At 59.2% G+C, this 19083-nt stretch carries 20 protein-coding genes; 15 read left to right on the top strand and 5 right to left on the bottom strand.

Translation table 11 applies throughout. From position 1 onward, the window contains the following. The first annotated feature begins 118 nt into the window (after positions 1-118). The 5 genes from ACA074_RS01350 (at position 119) to ACA074_RS01330 (ending at position 2188) form a co-directional block, all read left to right on the top strand. On the top strand, positions 119-415 hold the full coding sequence (locus ACA074_RS01350) for a hypothetical protein (protein WP_489879664.1): 297 nt from the start codon (positions 119-121) through the stop codon (positions 413-415). A 65-nt stretch (positions 416-480) separates the two neighbouring features. Next, entirely contained in the window at positions 481-651 is a 171-nt protein-coding gene (locus ACA074_RS01345; protein ID WP_401267673.1) for a hypothetical protein, read from the top strand. 364 nt (positions 652-1015) lie between these two features. Beyond that, positions 1016-1315 (top strand): hypothetical protein, encoded by a 300-nt coding sequence (locus tag ACA074_RS01340; RefSeq protein WP_401267671.1) that lies wholly within the window; start codon positions 1016-1018, stop codon positions 1313-1315. A gap of 157 nt (positions 1316-1472) precedes the next feature. Next, positions 1473-1916: a hypothetical protein gene (locus ACA074_RS01335; protein WP_213028728.1), complete on the top strand. Its 444-nt coding sequence runs from the start codon at positions 1473-1475 to the stop codon at positions 1914-1916. Then, positions 1916-2188, top strand: coding sequence for a type II toxin-antitoxin system RelE/ParE family toxin (locus ACA074_RS01330; RefSeq protein WP_123449450.1), 273 nt, complete (start codon positions 1916-1918; stop codon positions 2186-2188). Before ACA074_RS01335 ends, ACA074_RS01330 begins: the two co-directional genes overlap by 1 nt. Positions 2189-2366: 178 nt before the next feature. Here ACA074_RS01330 and ACA074_RS01325 read toward each other — a convergent pair whose 3' ends face one another. Both ACA074_RS01325 and hslO read right to left on the bottom strand, forming a co-directional pair. Then, positions 2367-3908: a phosphoenolpyruvate carboxykinase gene (locus ACA074_RS01325; RefSeq protein WP_187679408.1), complete on the bottom strand. Its 1542-nt coding sequence runs from the start codon at positions 3906-3908 to the stop codon at positions 2367-2369. Positions 3909-4089: 181 nt separating this feature from the next. Beyond that, positions 4090-4992: an Hsp33 family molecular chaperone HslO gene (hslO, locus tag ACA074_RS01320; RefSeq protein ID WP_187679407.1), complete on the bottom strand. Its 903-nt coding sequence runs from the start codon at positions 4990-4992 to the stop codon at positions 4090-4092. 105 nt (positions 4993-5097) lie between these two features. On the opposite strand from hslO, the gene ACA074_RS01315 reads away from it, so the two are divergent. Beyond that, positions 5098-5898, top strand: a complete 801-nt coding sequence (locus ACA074_RS01315; RefSeq protein WP_497678303.1) for a phosphatase PAP2 family protein — start codon at positions 5098-5100, stop codon at positions 5896-5898. A 113-nt stretch (positions 5899-6011) separates the two neighbouring features. On the opposite strand, the gene ACA074_RS01310 is transcribed toward ACA074_RS01315, so the two are convergent. Beyond that, positions 6012-6419 carry an RNA-binding S4 domain-containing protein gene (locus ACA074_RS01310; RefSeq protein WP_497678302.1) on the bottom strand — a complete coding sequence of 136 codons (408 nt, stop codon included), beginning with the start codon at positions 6417-6419 and terminating at the stop codon, positions 6012-6014. A 216-nt stretch (positions 6420-6635) separates the two neighbouring features. Between ACA074_RS01310 and rimB the strand changes: the two genes are divergently transcribed. After that, on the top strand, positions 6636-7115 hold the full coding sequence (rimB, locus tag ACA074_RS01305; RefSeq protein WP_016986269.1) for a retropepsin-like aspartic endopeptidase RimB: 480 nt from the start codon (positions 6636-6638) through the stop codon (positions 7113-7115). Next, positions 7112-8017, top strand: coding sequence for a 30S ribosomal protein S6--L-glutamate ligase (rimK, locus tag ACA074_RS01300; RefSeq protein WP_007949201.1), 906 nt, complete (start codon positions 7112-7114; stop codon positions 8015-8017). The genes rimB and rimK overlap by 4 nt, the downstream gene beginning before the upstream one ends. An 85-nt stretch (positions 8018-8102) precedes the next feature. On the opposite strand, the gene ACA074_RS01295 is transcribed toward rimK, so the two are convergent. Together ACA074_RS01295 and ompR are read right to left on the bottom strand one after the other, a co-directional pair. Next, positions 8103-9416: an ATP-binding protein gene (locus ACA074_RS01295; RefSeq protein ID WP_187679404.1), complete on the bottom strand. Its 1314-nt coding sequence runs from the start codon at positions 9414-9416 to the stop codon at positions 8103-8105. A 115-nt stretch (positions 9417-9531) separates the two neighbouring features. Further along, a complete protein-coding gene (gene ompR, locus ACA074_RS01290) occupies positions 9532-10272 on the bottom strand; it encodes an osmolarity response regulator transcription factor OmpR (RefSeq protein WP_016986271.1) in 741 nt (246 codons plus the stop codon). A gap of 358 nt (positions 10273-10630) precedes the next feature. Here ompR and ACA074_RS01285 point away from each other — a divergent pair, with 358 nt between their 5' ends. The 7 genes from ACA074_RS01285 (at position 10631) to tauD (ending at position 18877) form a co-directional block, all read left to right on the top strand. Continuing rightward, on the top strand, positions 10631-12955 hold the full coding sequence (locus ACA074_RS01285; RefSeq protein ID WP_497678301.1) for a Tex family protein: 2325 nt from the start codon (positions 10631-10633) through the stop codon (positions 12953-12955). Then, on the top strand, positions 12955-13338 hold the full coding sequence (locus ACA074_RS01280) for a PaaI family thioesterase (RefSeq protein ID WP_187679402.1): 384 nt from the start codon (positions 12955-12957) through the stop codon (positions 13336-13338). The genes ACA074_RS01285 and ACA074_RS01280 overlap by 1 nt, the downstream gene beginning before the upstream one ends. Before the next feature lie 269 nt (positions 13339-13607). Further along, on the top strand, positions 13608-15191 hold the full coding sequence (gshA, locus tag ACA074_RS01275; protein WP_497678300.1) for a glutamate--cysteine ligase: 1584 nt from the start codon (positions 13608-13610) through the stop codon (positions 15189-15191). Between the two features lie 168 nt (positions 15192-15359). Beyond that, on the top strand, positions 15360-16337 hold the full coding sequence (gene tauA / locus ACA074_RS01270) for a taurine ABC transporter substrate-binding protein (protein WP_401387751.1): 978 nt from the start codon (positions 15360-15362) through the stop codon (positions 16335-16337). A 16-nt stretch (positions 16338-16353) separates the two neighbouring features. Further along, a complete protein-coding gene (gene tauB / locus ACA074_RS01265) occupies positions 16354-17148 on the top strand; it encodes a taurine ABC transporter ATP-binding subunit (protein WP_187679399.1) in 795 nt (264 codons plus the stop codon). Continuing rightward, positions 17145-17978 carry a taurine ABC transporter permease TauC gene (gene tauC, locus ACA074_RS01260; RefSeq protein WP_497678299.1) on the top strand — a complete coding sequence of 278 codons (834 nt, stop codon included), beginning with the start codon at positions 17145-17147 and terminating at the stop codon, positions 17976-17978. The genes tauB and tauC overlap by 4 nt, the downstream gene beginning before the upstream one ends. Positions 17979-18034: 56 nt before the next feature. Continuing rightward, positions 18035-18877 (top strand): taurine dioxygenase, encoded by an 843-nt coding sequence (gene tauD, locus ACA074_RS01255; RefSeq protein ID WP_497678298.1) that lies wholly within the window; start codon positions 18035-18037, stop codon positions 18875-18877. Positions 18878-19083: the final 206 nt, after the last annotated feature.

The following is a 19083-nucleotide window of genomic DNA, read 5'->3' as shown; positions in this document are numbered from 1 at the left end:
AAAACCCCTACGAACTCTGTCCATCCCGGCTGTCTTGTTCCACCGCGCGACGCCCTCCTATAGTGACCGGCGCGACTGAATCGCACTGTAGCGACTTCTAAAAGGACAGCCTTAATCCATGACCTCACTGCACTCACCCAGCAACCGCTACCGCCGTTTGAAAACCAGCTACGGCGAAAATCCGGTGCTGGTTATCGACACCGACGCCTGCCATGAGGACTTGCTGGATGCGGCTCAACAACGTCTGTGCGCCGCCGGCAATCTACTGGAAACTCTTTACTGCATGTGTTTCAAACAAGCGGACGTTAAAGACATTCCAAACATCATCACTGCGCTTTATTTATTGACTCAAGACGGCTGCGAACTATTAGAAGTTGCAAAACTGAAAGCCGCACACCGCCAGCACACCCCTTAAACAACAAACCTGGAAACAACCAACTCGCCGATGCCATCGTCAACGCCCAGGAGCAATACCGGGCCATGGAAGAGTGTTCGTACACCTACTTCACCGAAATGGACCAGGGCGAACGCCGTGTGTCCCTGGGCGGCAGAGACGTCCAGTTCTCAGCGGTGAAAGGCACGATTTACACCCCCGCAACCGGGCTGAACACCACCGTGCTGGATGTGGCGACGAGTCGGCATGTTCGTTGATGGCGAGGATCGGTGAGCCGGCGAAAAAACCTACAGCAATGCCCTATCCGGTATTCGTCCCGTTCCTACAAACACAGACTCCCTTGCCGCCTATCGCGGCTTGGTAAGTCAAATCTATAGTCGTGACTGTCGCTGCCAAATCAGCGACTCGGGTTTGGTCACCTGAAATTGAGAGAGAGAAACTGCGCATGCCCTTGTATGCTTGCCGCCATCTATTGTGCGGCATGCTTTATGGCGGCTGTGTTTGGGACGCTTCGGCGTACACGGAGTTCTCTCTCTCTGGTTGACCAACCCGAACACAGTCGCCTCCCATCGTTTGGTCATGATGGCGGCGGCTATTGGAACGCCTATAGAGAGAAGAACAATGAAAAAATGGACCCAGTTCACCACCGATCGCTACCGCCCACTCGAATCCAACCTCACCGACACCAAGCCCCTGATCATCGACACAGCGGCCAACCCGCAAGACATCCTCGAATGCGCCGTCCAACGCCTGCGCGCGTCAAGCGACCTGCTAAAAACCCTCTACTGCCTCAGCTTCAAACAAGCCGACGTCGAAGACATCCCCCACATCACCCACGCCCTCTATCTGCTGACGCAGGATGGCTGTGACCTGCTGCAAGTCGCGCAGCAGCAGATGCTCAATTGGAAAGCACCCGCCTGAAAACAATCTCAGGCAGATGCGCGCTCAAATAACTAGCGCCTGCCTGACCAAAGAACATGGATGCTGCACACCCGGCGTCCAGCACAGGAGTTGAATTTTGCAAACTATTATTGATTGCGTACGATGGGAGCCATTGTTCAACCAAGAGCTCGCCTTCATGACCACTGAAACCATTGATCACAGTACTCTCGCGCGATTGTTTGAGAATGGTTCGATCAGTAGCGCACATATCGTCGCCAAACCCGGTGGCTGGTCAATTCAGATTCAGCAAGGAAACAAGGAATATTCACTGGCAGCACAACGCAGTGGTCAGGTGCGACTGTTCAAGCGGTTCGAAACACTGGTGACCTACCTGCAAGGAGTAGGTATCAATCACTTCGATGTGGACGCCTCCAGCTATGACCCTCTGCAGATAAAAACCTATGCCCGCCCTGATCGCGCCGAAGCGATGAAACAAGCTCATGAAGCTGCGGCATATGAAGAATGGGTCAAGCAACAGGTACAAATCAGCATTGATGATCCAAGACCCAGCGTCAGCGATGAAGACGCTCGCAGGATATTTGCCGCCAAGCGGGATGCTCTGCGTCAGCGAGTACGTTGATGAGGTTGGTCTGGCGCCAAGAGGCGCTGGATGACCGAGAAAACATCATGGAGCGTATCGGCCAGGAAAATCCCGCTGCAGCGATTAAGCTCGATGAGCTTTTCGAATCGAAGGGAGAAAGCGTCCGCCAGCAGCCAGCTTTATACAAAAGAGGTATCGCGCAAGGCACCCGCGAAATGGTTGTCACCCCAAACTACTACATCATCTACACAATCAAAGTTGATGCTGTGGAGATGCTGCGAGTACTGCATACCAGGCGGCAATGGCTATGAAGGCTGAAGAGAAGAAGAACGGCGTATAGAGTTCGCGGCTACTTAAGTGGCATTATTCTGGCTGTTTAACGCGAACGCTGCGGGAATAATGGCAGTTGATCTGATAATGACACCCAACCCATCACCCACAAAAAAGCCGCCCTCAAGAGGCGGCTTTTTCACTCACCAGAACTAAGTCTTACAACTTCGGCCCAGCAGCCTTGATCGCGTCGCTCACTTCGAACTTCTTGAAGTTCTCGATGAACAGACCGGCCAGTGCCTTGGCAGCCTCGTCGTATGCAGCCTTGTCAGCCCAGGTGTTGCGTGGGTTGAGCAGGTTGGTTTCAACGCCCGGTACGGCCAGTGGCACGTCGAGGTTGATGGTGTCGAGGTGCTCGGTGGCGGTACCGATCAGTGCGCCGCTCTGGATGGCTGCGATCACGGCGCGGGTGGTCGGGATGTTGAAGCGTTTGCCGACGCCGTAGCCGCCGCCGGTCCAGCCGGTGTTGACCAGGTAGACCTTGGAGCCGAAGCCGCGGATGCGCTTGATCAGCAGTTCTGCGTATTCGCCAGCCGGACGCGGGAAGAACGGTGCGCCGAAGCAAGTGGAGAAGGTCGACTTGATGCCGCTGCCGGAACCCATTTCAGTCGAGCCCACCAGTGCGGTGTAGCCGGACAGGAAGTGGTAGGCCGCTTGTTCTTCGTTGAGGATCGACACTGGCGGCAGAACACCGGTCAGGTCGCAGGTCAGGAAGATCACTGCATTTGGCTCGCCGCCCAGGTTGTGCTCGGAGCGCTTGGCAACGTGTTCCAGCGGGTACGCGGCGCGGCTGTTCTGAGTCAGGCTGACATCGGCGTAGTCGGCGTGTTTGGCGTCGTCGATGACGACGTTTTCCAGCACGGCGCCGTGCTTGATGGCTTTCCAGATGACCGGCTCGTTCTTCTCGGACAAGTCGATGCACTTGGCGTAGCAGCCGCCTTCGATGTTGAAGACAACGCCTTCGCCCCAGCCGTGTTCGTCGTCACCGATCAGGTAACGGCTTTCGTCGGCGGACAGGGTGGTTTTACCGGTGCCCGACAGACCGAAGAACAGGGTCACGTCGCCTTCTTCACCGATGTTGGCGGCGCAGTGCATTGGCAGCACGTCAGCGGCCGGCAGCAGGAAGTTCTGCACGGAGAACATGGCTTTCTTCATTTCACCGGCGTAACGCATGCCGGCGATCAGCACTTTCTTCTGGGCGAAGTTGAGGATCACGCAACCGTCGGAGTTGGTGCCGTCACGCTCAGGCACGCATTCGAAGTTGGCCACGTTGAGCACTTGCCATTCTTCACGGCCAGCCGGGTTGTACTGGGCCGGGTTGATGAACAGGCAACGACCGAACAGGTTCTGCCAGGCAGTCTGAGTGGTCATTTTCACGGCCAGGTAGTGATCTTCGGCCGCACCTACATGAACGTGGGAAACAAAGTGCTCTTGCGCGTTGTTGAACGCCTCGACACGAGCCCACAGCGCATCGAACTTGTCGGCCGGGAACTTGCGGTTGATCGGGCCCCAGGCGATAGCGGCCTGGGTGGAAGGCTCTTCAACGATGAAACGGTCGACTGGCGAACGGCCGGTACGATGACCGGTGCGGACTACCAGAGCGCCGGTATCGGCAAGCTCGCCCTCACCGCGATTCAGGGCTTCTTTTACCAGATCATCAACACTCAGATCGGTGTACACGGCGTTATTGGCTTGCGTCATGAGGTTCCCCGTCGGCCAGTGGCCGAGTGTGCTCCAAACGTTTTGTAGTAGAAAGTCGTGCACTACTACCGCGAAAAAAGTGGGCCGGATTATGCCAGAAAAGCCCAAAAAGAGTAGGGTCCTCCCGTCGTAACGGCGTAATTACGTCGTTGAGCAGTGAATTTACCTGCGCTGAACCGTTTTAGTGCCGGGTATCTGACGGGGTGTCGACGCCTGCGCCAGCGAACAATTGAGCGATATCGGCGGCATCAAACTCGTAACGCTCGTTGCAGAACTGGCAATCGATCTCGACTTTGCCACCCTGCTCAGCCACCAGCGCCTGCGCATCTTCCAGACCCAGACTGACCAGCGCAGTGCCCGAGCGTTCCCGCGAGCAGCTGCAGTGGAAGCGCAAGTTCTGCACATCAAACAGGCGTACTTGCTCTTCATGGTAGAGACGGTGCAGCACGGTTTCGTTGTCCAGGCTCAACAATTCATCGGCGCTCAGGGTGCTGGCCAGCGCGGTGATGTGCTGCCAGCTGGCGGCGCGATCTTCTTCGTCCTTCAGACGATCGGCCGGCAGTTGTTGCAGCAGCAGACCACGGGCACGACGACCGTCGGCAAACAGCTTGAAGCGGGTGCCAACCTGTTGCGACATGACGAAATAGTTGGTGAAACAGTCGGACAGGGTTTCGCCGTCGAGGTCGACGATGCCCTGATAGCGCTGGCCGACAGTCGGGTCGACAGTCAGGGCCAGGACGCCGTTGGGCATCAAGTCGCTGAGGGTCGCATCTGCCGCGATCTGATCGGCGTGGTAACGCGCCAGGCCACGGATTTCACGCTCGCTGGAGCACTCGATCATCAACATCGGGATCGGGCCTTCGGAACGCGCCTGCAAAATCAGCAAGCCGTCGAACTTCAGGGTGCCTACCAGCAAAGAAGCGGCCGCCATCAATTCGCCCAGCAGTTGCGCAACCGGTTCCGGGTAGGGGTGTTTGGCAAGAACTTCGGCGTAGCTGCGCTCAAGCGCAACCAGTTCGCCGCGGGTGTCGCTGTCATCGAAGATGAAGCGTTGGGTGAAATCGGTATCCGTCAGGTCGGTCATAGGTCTGGGTATCTGAAAGTGATGACAAAATGGTTACAAAACGTGAAAATTTGCGTTTCTTGGCACCCTTTTTGGTGCCGACTGCTTAGCCATGGGAGGCATTTTATGAACAATCCGGGTTTGTTCCAATCAAGGTGGAACCTCGGCCGGCTGGTTCTGTGCAACGTAGTGCCATTAGCGCTACTGGCTTTCTGGTTATGGCCTACGGGCAACTCGCTGTGTGTGATTTTCGACGAGTGGCTGTTCCGCTCGCTCAATGCACCGCTGGCCAGCAACACGATATGGCTCCACATCTGGGCAATTGCAAGTCTGCGCCCGTTCGACATTGTGGTCGGGCTGATTCTGCTGATGCTGCTGATCAAGGGCGACTGGGTGTTCAAGGCGATTGATGTACGTCGGGCATTTTTCGGTTTTTTCTCGATCCTGCTGTTGATGGTGGTGATCCGCGCACTGTTTTCCAAATTCGCCGACCACATGGACTGGCAGCACAGCAGCCCGTCGATGGTGCTTGAAGACGCCGTTCACCTGAGCGACTACTTTCCACATCTGGAGAAGACCTGGGAGCTGAAGGATCGCTCGAGCCAGAGCTTCCCCGGTGATCACGCTTCGGTGTTGCTGATCTGGGCACTATTCATGGGCGTGTTCAGCCGCACGGCTGGCCAGTTCCTGACGATCTGGGGTCTGACCTTGCTGTTCATGCTGCCGCGACTGGTGGCCGGTGCACATTGGGGTCAGGACGATTACATCGGCGGTGTGTTGCTGGCGGTGTGGGCGTTGGGCTGGGGTTATTACACGCCGTTTGCGTATCACGCGGCGAATTTCTGGCTGAAGGTGACAGCGCCGATTTTCAATCTGCTCGGCAAACTGCCGGTTGTTTCGCGGATGAGTGTGGTGCGTAGCGCCTGATATCGAGTTGTTCATGGCGGGTGCTGCGCACTCGATTCGCGAGCAAGCTCGCTCCCACATTGGAATGCAATTTTCTGTGGGAGCGAACCTGCTCGCGAAGAGGCAGTGACGCCCTACTCGCTGCTGCTGTTACCCCGAAACTTAAACAGATCCCGCCGCTGTTTCTTGCTCGGCTTGCCGTCGGTGCTCACGCCCAACGCACCCGCCTTGCGCATCGCCGCTGCCGCTTCGCGCTTTTCAACACTCACCTCGGTTTCTGCATATAGCGTCTGTGCCTCAGGCGCGCCACGACGCACGATCGACAAGGCTTCGACCCTCACCGTGCGCACTTCGAAGCCGGTGCGGATCTCGAATTCATCGCCGATGCGTGGCTCTTTGCCAGGCTTGCAGCGCTCGCCTCGACAATGCACCTTGCCACTCTCGATCGCTGCTTTGGCCAAGGCACGTGTTTTATAAAAACGCGCTGCCCATAGCCACTTATCGAGACGGACCTTGTCGCCCTCTTCGCTTTTTTGTGCCATGGAATGTCCTCATTCTGAAATATTGGTGAACTGTACTACCGTTTCTGTCGTGCCATGAATTGCAGCATCCCGGATTACAATGCATGCATTCCGGCGCCTGCTTCAGGGGCTGATAATCCGGGCTGTAGAAATCTGTCGCCTTTTAACCCTTATTCTGCGTGAATACCGCAAATCCGGCCCCTGCGGGCTGATCGGTTGTCACGGTTGAGCATTTTTTTGAAGACATTTGACCATTTGACCGTTGTCGGTCTGCGCGAGTGGGTGGCGCTCCCGGATTTGGGAGTCGCGGGCCTGCGAGCAAAAATCGACACCGGTGCCAGTACCTCCAGCCTGCATGCCACCGACATCGAGCCGTTCGAACGCGACGGCGAGAAGTGGGTGCGTTTCACCGCGCACCTGGGCACGGTGGTGCAGTTGCGTCACCGGCGCTGTGAAGCGCCACTGGTGACGCGCAAAACCATTAAAAGCTCCAATGGCCATGCCCAGGAACGCTATGTGATCAGCACGACGCTGGCTCTGGGTGATCGGGTCTGGCCGATCGAGTTCACCCTCGCCTGCCGCAAGTCCATGCGCTATCGCCTGTTGCTCGGTTCCAAAGCCTTGATCGACGGCCACCTGGTGGTCAATCCGGGCATCAAATATGTACAAGACAAGCCGGTGTTCCCGGTATCTACCTCCTCAACAGGTGTTGCATGAAGATCGCTGTGCTGTCGCGGAACCCGCGTCTGTATTCCACCCGTCGTCTGGTCGAAGCCGGCACCGAGCGCGGGCATGAAATGGTCGTGATCGACACCTTGCGCGCCTACATGAACATCGCCAGCCACAAGCCGCAGATCCACTATCGCGGCAAACCGCTGGAAGGCTTCGATGCGGTGATCCCGCGGATCGGTGCGTCGGTGACGTTCTATGGCTGCGCAGTGCTGCGTCAGTTCGAAATGATGGGGGTGTTTCCGCTGAATGAATCGGTGGCCATCGCCCGTTCGCGGGACAAATTGCGTTCTCTGCAATTGCTGTCACGACGTGGCATCGGTTTGCCGGTGACAGGTTTTGCCCACTCACCGGATGACATTCCCGACCTGATCGACATGGTCAATGGCGCACCACTGGTGATCAAAGTGCTGGAAGGCACTCAGGGTATTGGTGTGGTGCTGTGTGAAACCGCGACCGCCGCCGAGTCGGTGATCGAAGCGTTCATGGGCCTGAAGCAGAACATCATGGTCCAGGAGTACATCAAGGAGGCCGGCGGTGCGGATATCCGCTGCTTCGTGGTTGGCGACAAGGTGATCGCGGCGATGAAGCGTCAGGCCAAACCGGGTGAATTCCGCTCCAACCTGCACCGCGGCGGTAGCGCCAGTCTGATCAAGATCACACCGGAAGAGCGCATGACCGCTTTGCGTGCGGCCAAGGTCATGGGCCTGGCGGTAGCGGGTGTGGATATCCTGCGCTCCAATCACGGGCCGCTGGTGATGGAAGTGAACTCATCGCCGGGGCTGGAGGGGATCGAGACCACCACCGGGAAGAATGTGGCAGGGATCATCATTGAGCATCTTGAGAAGAATGGCGGGCCGAACATGACTCGGACCAAAGGCAAAGGTTAAAAGCAAAAGATCGCAGCCTCCGGCAGCTCCTACAGGGTATGCATTCCCATGTGGAGCTGCCGGAAGCTGCGATCTTTTTCAGCGTTTAAACGGCATCCCGCGGCAACATCAACCCCAATGGCAAACGCACTCGCGCTTCCAATCCGCCCCCGGACCGGTTGCGCAACTCGACATTGCCGCCATGCATCGAAGCAATGCGCTTCACAATCGCCAGACCCAACCCCGTGCCCTTGCCGCCTCGCGCACGATCGCCTCGGGTAAACGGGTTGAAAATCGCCTCAAGCTCCGACGGATCAATCCCCGCCCCACGGTCCATCACACTCAGCACCACATACGGCGCGCTGGTGTCACCAGACACATAAGCCGCGACTTCGACGCCGCTGCCTGCATGATTCAAGGCGTTGCCGATCAAGTTGTTCAGCAAGCGCTTCATCGAAACCCGACGCAACGGAAACGGCTGGATCGGCTCCAGACGCAGGCGAACCTTTTCTTCGCTCTGGTTGTACGGTGCCGCCACCTCACGCACGAGATCGCTGAGGTCCACCTCTTCCACCGACTCGTCGCGACCATCGCGAATAAACGCGAGGAACTGGTCGAGAATCGCATCCATGTCTTCGATGTCGCGCACCATGTCGTCGGTCAGGTCGTTGCGATCGCCCATCAACTCCAGCGACAGCCGCAATCGAGTCAACGGCGTGCGCAAGTCATGGGAAACCCCGGCCAGCATCAGCTCGCGCTCACGCCCGGCCTGTTCGACGTCTTCGGCCATCTGGTTGAAGGCGCGATATACCTCGGTCATTTCGCTAGGCGTGTCACTGATCGGCAGACGCACACTGCGGCCCTGGCCGAGTTGCCGGGCTGCATAGACCAGTCGTTTCAAGGGTTGGTTGAGCTGGCTGACGAAAATCCACGCCGACGCCGTCGACAGCAAACCAATCGCCAGGAACCAGCCAAGCACGTTCCAGATTTTCTGGCCGCGCAGAGGATGCGGGTACAGCGGAACTTTCAACCAGCCATCCCCCAGGCTCGGCGCACGAACCCACAGCGCTGGCGGCGAGTGCATGCGCAATCGCACTTCCGTATCCGCGCCCAGCTCTGCCTGCATTTGCCGCTGGTAGATCTCGCTGTACGGCCAGTGCTGTTCGCCTTCCGGCACACCGGCACCCACCACCCGGATCAGGGTTGAGGCATCAGCGATCTTCGCGCGATTTTCTTCGTCAGCAGCCCAATAGGCGCGCAGCGTCAGAGCGACGCCGTGGCTGTATTGGCGATCCACCAGCACGTCCTCGTTCATCAACAGATAAACCAGGGTCAGCGCCTTGGAAAACAGCACGACGATAAGCACCAGCCAGAGGGTGCGGGAGAAAAAACTTTGGGGAAACCAGACGGGGGTCTTCATCAATAACCGCTACACACTTGCAGGAGCGAGCAATGCTCGCATATTGCGGATTGCGAGTCTGCGGGGATGGCCATTATGGCCAAGTCCCGACAGACCCGCTCCTACAAATCACCGATCACTTGGTGGCGGCGCCATCCGGTACGAACACGTAGCCCACGCCCCAGACAGTCTGGATATAGCGCGGTTTGGACGGATCAGGCTCGATCATCCGGCGCAGACGGGAAATCTGCACGTCGATGGAACGCTCCAGCGCATCCCACTCACGACCACGGGCCAGGTTCATCAGCTTGTCGCGGGTCAGTGGCTGACGCGCGTTCATGACCAAGGCCTTGAGCACCGCAAACTCACCGGTGGTGAGCATGTGTACTTCGTCGCCGCGTTTCAGTTCGCGGGTGGCCAGCGACAACACGTAATCACCGAAGGTGACGTTTTCGTCTTCGCTGCCCGGCGCGCCCGGTACCGGGGCGGCCTGACGACGAAGAACAGCCTTGACCCGGGCCATCAGCTCGTCCGGGTTGAACGGCTTGGCCAGATAATCGTCGGCGCCCAGTTCCAGGCCCTTGATGCGGCTCATCTCATCGCCTTTGGCGGTGAGCATGATGATCGGAATCTGGTTATTCGCTGCTCGCAGACGACGGCATGCGGTCAAGCCATCTTCGCCGGGCAGCATCAGATCGAGGACGACCAGATTGAAGACTTCACGCGACAGCAGACGATCCATCTGCTCGGTGTTCGGTACGGTACGGGCACGATAGCCCTTGCTGACGAAAAAACGTTCCAGCAGGCTGCTCAGCCCCGGATCGTCGTCAACGATGAGAATTTTTTCGCCTTCAGCAGTTTGTGCAGTGCTGCTCATTGGATGCTCCTTTTAGCTCGGCGCGCATTATGGCGTAGCTGCCGTTATACGCACCGTGTGCATTGTTAGCAGATTTTTCCTTCACTGCCAGAAAACCGGGGTTTATGCCTACAGACTGCAACGCCCCCGAATGACAGAACGCTGGTTATAATGCGCGGCGTTTTGTGCCAGGCAACGTCTGAATCGTTACCGCAAGTGGCCGGTATTTTTTCCGGGCCAGCGCAGTAATTGTTCGATTTCACGGGTCAATGGGCTGCCTTTTGACCCAGGCAGCGGCCATCTTCATGCCGCTCAACCAGACTCCGGGCCTTTATTTCCGTGCCTGCGAGCCTGCTTTCACAATATGTCAGGTGGTTTTATGGACAGCATCAACAGCCGCATCGCCGAGGAACTCGGCGTACGCCCACAACAGGTCGAAGCGGCCGTCGCGCTACTCGATGAAGGCTCTACCGTTCCCTTCATCGCCCGTTACCGGAAAGAAGTCACCGGCAGCCTCGATGACACCCAGTTGCGTCATCTGGAAGAGCGCCTGCGCTACCTGCGAGAACTCGACGAACGGCGCATCAGCATCCTCGCCAGCATCGAAGAGCAAGGCAAACTCACCCCTGCTCTTGAGCGCGACATCAAGCTCGCCGACACCAAGACCCGCCTCGAAGACTTGTACCTGCCGTACAAGCAGAAGCGCCGCACCAAGGGCCAGATCGCCCTGGAAGCCGGCCTCGGCGATTTGGCCGACGGCCTGTTCAACGACCCGAACCTGGCCCCGGAAAGCGAAGCCGCACGCTTTGTCGACGCCGAAAAAGGTGTGGCCGATGTGAAAGCTGCGCTGGAAGGCGCCAAATACATCCTGATGGAACGCTTCGCCGAAGACGCCAGCCTGCTGGAAAAACTGCGTAACTATCTCAAGCAGGAAGCGACCCTGAGTGCCCGCGTGATCGCTGGCAAGGAAGAGGAAGGCGCGAAGTTCCGCGACTACTTCGAACACGACGAGCCACTGAAAAGCATGCCATCGCACCGCGCACTGGCGATTTTCCGTGGCCGCAACGAAGGCATCCTCAGCTCCGCGCTGAAAGTCGGCGACGAACTGCCGGGCACCATGCACCCGTGCGAAGGCATGATCGGCCAGCAATTCGGTATCCAGAACCAGAACCGTCCGGCCGACAAATGGCTGGGTGAAGTGGTGCGCTGGACCTGGAAGGTCAAGCTCTACACCCACCTGGAAACCGACCTGCTGGGCGAGTTGCGCGACGGCGCCGAAACCGAGGCGATCAACGTGTTCGCCCACAACCTGCACGACCTGCTGCTGGCCGCGCCGGCCGGCCCGCGCGCAACGCTGGGTCTCGACCCGGGCCTGCGCACCGGTTGCAAGGTGGCGGTGGTCGATTCGACCGGCAAACTGCTGGATCACGCCACGGTTTATCCGCACGTGCCGCACAACAAATGGGATCAGACCATCGCCATTCTGGCGGCCCTGTGCGCCAAGCACTCGGTTGACCTGATAGCCATCGGTAACGGCACCGCCAGCCGCGAAACCGACAAACTGGCGATCGAGCTGATCAAAAAATATCCAGCCATGAAGATGACCAAGGTCATGGTCTCCGAGGCCGGCGCATCGGTGTACTCGGCGTCGGAACTGGCAGCCAAGGAATTCCCGGATCTGGACGTGTCGATCCGTGGTGCGGTGTCGATTGCCCGTCGCTTGCAGGATCCACTGGCCGAGCTGGTGAAGATCGACCCGAAATCCATCGGTGTCGGCCAGTACCAGCACGACGTGTCCCAACTGAAACTGGCACGTGGTCTGGACGCTGTGGTCGAGGACTGCGTAAACGCCGTCGGCGTCGACGTGAACACTGCCTCCGTGGCGCTGCTGGCACGGATCTCCGGTCTCAACGCAACACTGGCGCAGAACATCGTGGCGCACCGCGACGAGCACGGCGCGTTCAAAACCCGCGCAGCGCTGAAGAAAGTCGCGCGTCTGGGCGAAAAAACCTTCGAACAGGCCGCCGGTTTCTTGCGCGTGATGAACGGCGACAACCCGCTGGATTCCTCGGCGGTTCACCCGGAAGCCTATCCGTTGGTGCAGCGCATTGCCGCTGAAACCGACCGTGACATTCGCTCGCTGATCGGCGATGCCGGTTTCCTAAAGCGCCTGGACCCGAAGAAGTTCACCGACGAGACCTTCGGTCTGCCGACCGTGACCGACATCCTCCAGGAGCTGGAAAAACCGGGCCGCGACCCGCGTCCGGAATTCAAGACTGCCGAGTTCCAGGAAGGCGTCGAAGACCTCAAAGACCTGCAACTGGGGATGATCCTCGAGGGCGTCGTGACCAACGTGACCGCGTTCGGCGCATTCGTCGACATCGGCGTGCATCAGGATGGTCTGGTGCACATCTCGGCGCTGTCGGAGAAGTTCATCAAGGATCCGCGCGAAGCGGTGAAGGCCGGTGACGTGGTGAAAGTGAAGGTCATGGAAGTCGACATCCCGCGCAAACGCGTCGGCCTGTCGATGCGCATGGGCGACACCCCGGGCGAGAAGATCGATGGCGCTCGTGGCTCGCGTCCGGGCTCGGCGCAACGCCAGCCTTCGAACAACGCGCCACGCAAGGAAACCGCCACCGCCGCGCCAGTGAACAACGCGATGGCGTCGCTGTTCGCCAACGCCAAGCAGTTGAAGAAACGCTGATGGAGATTCCGGCCGGGCTCGTCGAGAGCGCGTTTTTCAAGCTGTTGGGCTGCCGCCTGCACAGCCTGGAAACCGGGGTGGCGCAAGTCGCCCTGGGGCTGGAACCCGAATTGCGCAACCGCGGCGGCAAATTGCATGGCGGCGCGCTGTTCAGTCTGGTCGATATCGCCATGGGGCTGGCCTGTTCCAGCACCCACGGTTTCGATCAGCAGAGCGCGACCATCGAGTGCAAGATCAACTACATCCGCGCCGTTTCCGACGGTGAGGTGCTGTGCACGGCGCGGGTGATCCACCCGGGCCGCCGCACGTTGGTGGTCGAAGCCGATGTGATGCAGGGCGACAAACTGGTCGCAAAAGCGCAAGGCACGTTCGCTGTCCTGTAGCTTGTGGCCATCAATTTGAGTTAATTTCGGCGCAACGAATCCTGTGGGAGCGAGCCTGCTCGCGAAGTGGGTGTATCAGCACTTAAGATGTTGGCTGACACACCGCCTTCGCGAGCAGGCTCGCTCCCACAGGGATTGTGCAGTTCTTGACTGACCGGCAAATGGCCTGCCGCTATAAAACCAGGCGAAAACGCCAGTTTCAACTTCACCCTTGTAGACCGTCCTGCCCACCCCCATATTGGGGCGACTGACGCGTGAAGGAATCCAAATTGAGCGAACTTCTCAACCGCCGCCTGGCTCTGCTCGGTGAGCGCGCCAACCTCTCTCTGCTCGAACAGTGCCTCCACGGTATCGAACGTGAATGCCTGCGCGTGACCAGCGAAGGTCGACTGGCGCAAACGCCGCACCCGGAAGCCTTGGGTTCCGCGCTGACCAACGAACAAATCACCACCGACTATTCCGAGTCGCTGCTGGAATTCATCACGCCTGCCCTGCCCGACCCGGCGGACACGCTGGCGAGCCTGGACAAGATTCATCGTTTTGCCTACAGCAAACTCGGCAGCGAGTACCTGTGGAGCCCATCGATGCCGTGCCCGTTGCCGGCCGAGGAAGACATCCCGATCGCCTACTACGGCACGTCCAACATCGGTCAGCTCAAGTACGTCTACCGCAAAGGCCTGGCACTGCGTTACGGCAAGACCATGCAGTGCATCGCCGGGATTCACTACAACTTCTCCCTGCCGGAAAAGCTTTGGCCGCTGCTGAAAGAAGCCGAGGGTTTCGTCGGCACCGACCGGGATTTCCAGTCGTCGTCCTATATCGCGCTGATCCGCAATTTCCGTCGCTACAGCTGGCTGCTGATGTACCTGTTTGGTGCTTCGCCGGCGCTGGATGCCGGTTTCCTGCGCGGTCGTTCGCATCAACTGGAACAACTGGACCCGGACACCCTGTATCTGCCCTACGCCACCAGCCTGCGCATGAGCGACCTCGGTTACCAGAGCAACGCCCAGGCCGGCCTGACGCCGTGCTACAACGATCTGGCGAGCTACACCGACAGCTTGCGCAAAGCCGTGGCCACTCCGTACCCGCCGTACGTTGAGGTCGGCACGCACCAGGATGGCGAGTGGGTTCAGTTGAACACCAACATCCTGCAGATCGAAAACGAGTACTACTCCAACATCCGCCCGAAACGCGTGACGTACACCGGCGAGCGGCCTATTCAGGCGCTGGTGTCCCGTGGCATTCAGTACGTTGAAGTACGTTGCCTGGACATCAACCCGTTCCTGCCAATGGGCATCGACCTCACCGAGTCGCGCTTCCTGGATGCGTTCCTGCTGTACTGCACGCTGAATGACAGCCCGCTGCTGACTAACACCAGTTGCGGCAACGCGACCGCGAACTTCCTCAGCGTGGTCAAGGAAGGTCGCCGTCCGGGCCTGCAATTGCAGCGCGACGGTCAGCCGGTCGAGCTGAAGGTTTGGGCGGCCGAGCTGTTGGAACAGATTGCGCCGCTGGCGGCGCTGCTGGATCAGAGCCATGGCGGCGATGCGCACAGCAAGGCGCTGGATACGCAGCTGACCAAGGTCAAAGACCCGTCGCTGACACCGTCGGCGCAAGTGCTGGCAGCAATGGCTGAACACAAGGAAAGCTTCGCGCAGTTCTCCCTGCGTCAGAGCCAGGCGCATGCGGAGTTCTTCCGCAGTGAGCCTTTGAAGCCCGAAGAACAGGCGAAATTTGAGGAGGTGGCGCGTTCTTCTCTGGCGGCGCAGGCTGAGCTGGAGCAGAACGAAGTGGGCGATTTTGATGTGTTTGTCGGGTCGTATCAGGCGAGCATTCTCGCAATCAGCAACTAAGCGTCGCCTTGGATCGTTCCCACGCAGAGCGTGGGAACGATCAATATCCGCCGAGCCTTAGATTTTTCCGCTCATAAGCTCATTCTAAAAAGTTATTTATTTTTGGATTCTTAGATCATTTAGTCTCCTATCTCGCCGACGCTCGGTCGCCTGATATGGAGCTCTTCAATGAAACTGAATTTCCCGCTTCGCCTGCTGGCCGTGGCCTCTCTGGCTGCCGCGAGCTTCCTGGCGCAGGCTGCCGACCTCACTGTCGCTTACCAGACCACCGTTGACCCGGCGAAAGTCGCCCAGGCTGACGGCGCTTATGAGAAAGCCACCAAAGCCGACATCAGCTGGCGCAAATTCGACAACGGTGCCGACATCATCGCGGCCATTGCCTCCGGTGACGTGCAGATCGGTTACCTCGGTTCGAGCCCGCTGACGGCGGCGATCACCCGCAAAGTCCCGGTGGAAACGTTCCTCATCGCCACCCAGATCGGCGCCGCCGAAGCGCTGGTTGCCCGCGACGGTTCCGGGATCAAGACCCCACAAGATCTGATCGGCAAGAAAATCGCCGTGCCGTTCGTGTCCACCGGACACTACAGCCTGCTCGCCGCGCTGAAGCACTGGAACATTGATCCGTCGAAAGTCACCGTGCTCAACCTCGCGCCGCCAGCGATCATCGCGGCGTGGAAACGTGGTGACATCGACGCCACTTACGTGTGGGATCCGGCACTGGGCGTGGCCAAGGAAAACGGCAAAGTGCTGATCACTTCCGGTGAACTGGCCAAGTTCGGCGCGCCGACTTTCGATGCGTGGATCGTGCGTAAAGACTTCGCCGAGAAGCACCCGGAAATCGTCACCGCGTTCGCCAAAGTCACCCTCGACGCTTACGCCGATTACCGTAAAGACCCGAAAGCCTGGCTCGCCAATCAATCCAACGTCGACAAACTGGTGAAGCTCTCCGGTGCCAAGGCCAGCGACATTCCATTGCTGCTGCAAGGCAACGTCTACCCGTTGGCGGCGGATCAGGTCAGCGACCTCGGCGCGCCGACCACCAAAGCCATCACCGACACCGCCGCGTTCCTCAAGGAACAGGGCAAGGTCGAAGCCGTTCTGCCGGACTACGCGCCGTACGTCAGCGCCAAATACATCACCAACTGATCGGGAGTTAATAGCGATGGCCTTGCTACAGCTGGAGCGCATCAGCGCACAGTACCCGGGCAGCCCGGAACCGGTGCTGGCGGATATCTCTCTGACCCTGGGGCCTCAGCAATTGCTGGTGGCCCTCGGCCCGTCCGGCAGTGGCAAGACTTCGCTGTTGAACCTGATTGCCGGTTTCGTCGAACCGAGTGCCGGGCGTATCACCCTCGACGGCGTGCCGGTCAAAGGCCCGAGCGCCGAACGCGGCGTGGTGTTCCAGGACGACGCCCTGTTGCCTTGGCAGGATGTGTTGGCCAACGTGGCTTTCGGTCTTGAACTGGCCGGTGTTGCCAAGCACAAACGCGAACAGCGCGCCCGCGAGATGCTCGCGCTGGTCGACCTCTCCGGTTTCGAGAACCGCCGCGTCTGGCAGCTTTCCGGCGGCCAGAAACAACGCGTCGGCCTCGCCCGCGCCCTCGCTGCCGACCCGCGCGTGTTGCTGATGGACGAACCCTTCGGCGCCCTCGACGCCTTCACCCGCGAACAGATGCAGGAGCTGTTGCTGCAAGTCTGGCAACGTACCGCCAAACCGGTTTTCCTGATTACCCACGACATTGAAGAAGCGGTTTTCCTCGCCACTGATTTGATTCTGCTCGCGCCGAATCCGGGGCAGATCGTCGAGCGTCTGCACCTGGATTTCGGCCAGCGTTACGCCGCCGGTGAGTCTGCTCGCGCGATCAAGTCCGACCCGCGTTTTATCGAAACCCGCGAACACGTGCTCAGCAAAGTGTTTTCGCAACGCAGCGCCGTACAACGGCAGGAGCGCGCATGAGCAGTTACGACGTTTCCGCCCCAGCAGTGAAAACCCCTTCGGTGGTTGTTCCGGTGCGCCGCAGCCTCAGCACGCGCTGGATCAGCCTGCTGACCTTGTTTGCGTTGTTGGTGATCTGGTGGGCGGTGACCGCCACTGGATTGATTGAGCCGCTGTTCCTGCCGCCGCCATCCGCCGTGCTGCAAAAAGGCTGGTTGCTGGCGACCAAGGGTTATATGGACTCGACCCTGTGGCAGCACTTGGGCGCGAGCCTGAGTCGTATCGGCCTGGGCCTTGGTTTCGCGATTCTCACCGCCGTGCCGGTGGGCATCGCCATCGGCGCTAATCGCATCGCCCGTGGCGTGCTCGATCCGCTGATCGAGTTCTACCGCCCTATCCCACCGCTCGCCTATCTGCCGCTGATCGTGATCTGGTGCGGCATCGGTGAGTTGTCGAAAGTGCTGCTGATCTACCTGGCGATTTTCGCCCCGATTGCGATTGCCACCGCGACCGGCGTACGCACCGTCGACCCGGCGAAATTGCGCGCCGCGCAGTCGCTCGGCGCCACCCGCGCGCAGCTGATTCGTCATGTGATTTTGCCGAGCGCACTGCCGGACATTCTTACCGGTGTGCGCATTGGTCTGGGCGTCGGTTGGTCAACGCTGGTGGCTGCCGAACTGATCGCGGCCACCAGTGGCTTGGGCTTCATGGTGCAATCGGCCGCGCAATTTCTGGTCACCGATGTGGTTGTGCTGGGGATTCTGGTCATCGCCCTGATCGCCTTCGCCATGGAAATGGGCCTGCGCGCCCTGCAACGCAAACTGGTGCCATGGCACGGCCAGGCGCACTGATTGTTCAGTATTGACTACCCCGACACATCGGGGCCCCGAAATTGAAGAGAACCACCATGAGCAGCCTGAATATCACCCCGTTAAGCTCGGCCCTCGGCGCACAGATCAGCGGCGTCGACATCAGCCAGCCGTTGAGCCTGGAACACCGCGACGACATCGAGCAGGCGCTGCTCAAGTACCAGGTGCTGTTCTTCCGCAATCAGCCGATCAAGCCGTCGCAACAGGCACGCTTCGCTCATTATTTCGGCGATCTGCACATTCACCCGATCTACCCGAACGTGCCGGAACAACCGGAAGTGCTAATACTGGATACCGCCGTCACCGACGTGCGCGACAACGCGATCTGGCACACCGACGTGACTTTCCTGCCGACGCCGGCGATGGGCGCGGTGCTCAGCGCCAAGTTGCTGCCGGAGTTTGGCGGCGACACATTGTGGGCCAGTGGGATTGCCGCGTATGAGGCGTTGTCGGCGCCGTTGAAGGCTTTGCTTGAAGGCCTGACCGCCACCCACGATTTCACTCGCTCGTTTCCGCTGGAGCGTTACGGCAACACACCTGAAGCGCTGGCACAGTGGGAAGAGGCACGGCGCAAGAATCCGCCGTTGTCGCACCCGGTGATTCGCACGCACCCGATGAGCGGGCGGCGTTCATTGTTCGTCAACGAAGGCTTTACGTCGAAGATCAATGAGCTGTCGGAGACCGAGAGCGAGGCGATTTTGAAGTTCCTGTTTGCCCATGCGACGCGGCCGGAGTTCACCATTCGCTGGCGCTGGCAGAAGGACGATATTGCGTTCTGGGACAACCGCGTGACGCAGCATTACGCGGTGGATGATTACCGCCCGGCGCGGCGGGTGATGCAGCGGGCTACGGTGTTGGGGGATGTGCCGTTTTTTCGCTGAGCCCTAAACAGCAAAAGCCCCTCACCCTAACCCTCTCCCAGAGGGAGAGGGGACTGACCGAGTAGTTTTGTCGCTATACATCGACCTGATATACCGAGTCGAACTCAGGCTTAAAAAGCATTAAGATCGGCTCCCTTTCCCCCTCGCCCCCCCTGGGGGAGAGGGCTGGGGTGAGGGGGTAGGATCCGAATGACACACCCCGCTCG

Source organism: Pseudomonas sp. LBUM1655, from assembly GCF_059716085.1.
This window is presented reverse-complemented; position numbering and strand designations above follow the sequence as displayed.

Bases quoted from the DNA above. Each gene is read 5' to 3' on its own strand.
- ACA074_RS01350 (WP_489879664.1), top strand. From the start codon at position 119: ATGACCTCACTGCACTCACCCAGCAACCGCTACCGCCGTTTGAAAACC.
- ACA074_RS01345 (WP_401267673.1), top strand. From the start codon at position 481: ATGGAAGAGTGTTCGTACACCTACTTCACCGAAATGGACCAGGGCGAA.
- ACA074_RS01340 (WP_401267671.1), top strand. From the start codon at position 1,016: ATGAAAAAATGGACCCAGTTCACCACCGATCGCTACCGCCCACTCGAA.
- ACA074_RS01335 (WP_213028728.1), top strand. From the start codon at position 1,473: ATGACCACTGAAACCATTGATCACAGTACTCTCGCGCGATTGTTTGAG.
- ACA074_RS01330 (WP_123449450.1), top strand. From the start codon at position 1,916: ATGAGGTTGGTCTGGCGCCAAGAGGCGCTGGATGACCGAGAAAACATC.
- ACA074_RS01325 (WP_187679408.1), bottom strand. From the start codon at position 3,908: ATGACGCAAGCCAATAACGCCGTGTACACCGATCTGAGTGTTGATGAT.
- hslO (WP_187679407.1), bottom strand. From the start codon at position 4,992: ATGACCGACCTGACGGATACCGATTTCACCCAACGCTTCATCTTCGAT.
- ACA074_RS01315 (WP_497678303.1), top strand. From the start codon at position 5,098: ATGAACAATCCGGGTTTGTTCCAATCAAGGTGGAACCTCGGCCGGCTG.
- ACA074_RS01310 (WP_497678302.1), bottom strand. From the start codon at position 6,419: ATGGCACAAAAAAGCGAAGAGGGCGACAAGGTCCGTCTCGATAAGTGG.
- rimK (WP_007949201.1), top strand. From the start codon at position 7,112: ATGAAGATCGCTGTGCTGTCGCGGAACCCGCGTCTGTATTCCACCCGT.
- ACA074_RS01295 (WP_187679404.1), bottom strand. From the start codon at position 9,416: ATGAAGACCCCCGTCTGGTTTCCCCAAAGTTTTTTCTCCCGCACCCTC.
- ompR (WP_016986271.1), bottom strand. From the start codon at position 10,272: ATGAGCAGCACTGCACAAACTGCTGAAGGCGAAAAAATTCTCATCGTT.
- ACA074_RS01285 (WP_497678301.1), top strand. From the start codon at position 10,631: ATGGACAGCATCAACAGCCGCATCGCCGAGGAACTCGGCGTACGCCCA.
- ACA074_RS01280 (WP_187679402.1), top strand. From the start codon at position 12,955: ATGGAGATTCCGGCCGGGCTCGTCGAGAGCGCGTTTTTCAAGCTGTTG.
- tauA (WP_401387751.1), top strand. From the start codon at position 15,360: ATGAAACTGAATTTCCCGCTTCGCCTGCTGGCCGTGGCCTCTCTGGCT.
- tauB (WP_187679399.1), top strand. From the start codon at position 16,354: ATGGCCTTGCTACAGCTGGAGCGCATCAGCGCACAGTACCCGGGCAGC.
- tauC (WP_497678299.1), top strand. From the start codon at position 17,145: ATGAGCAGTTACGACGTTTCCGCCCCAGCAGTGAAAACCCCTTCGGTG.
- tauD (WP_497678298.1), top strand. From the start codon at position 18,035: ATGAGCAGCCTGAATATCACCCCGTTAAGCTCGGCCCTCGGCGCACAG.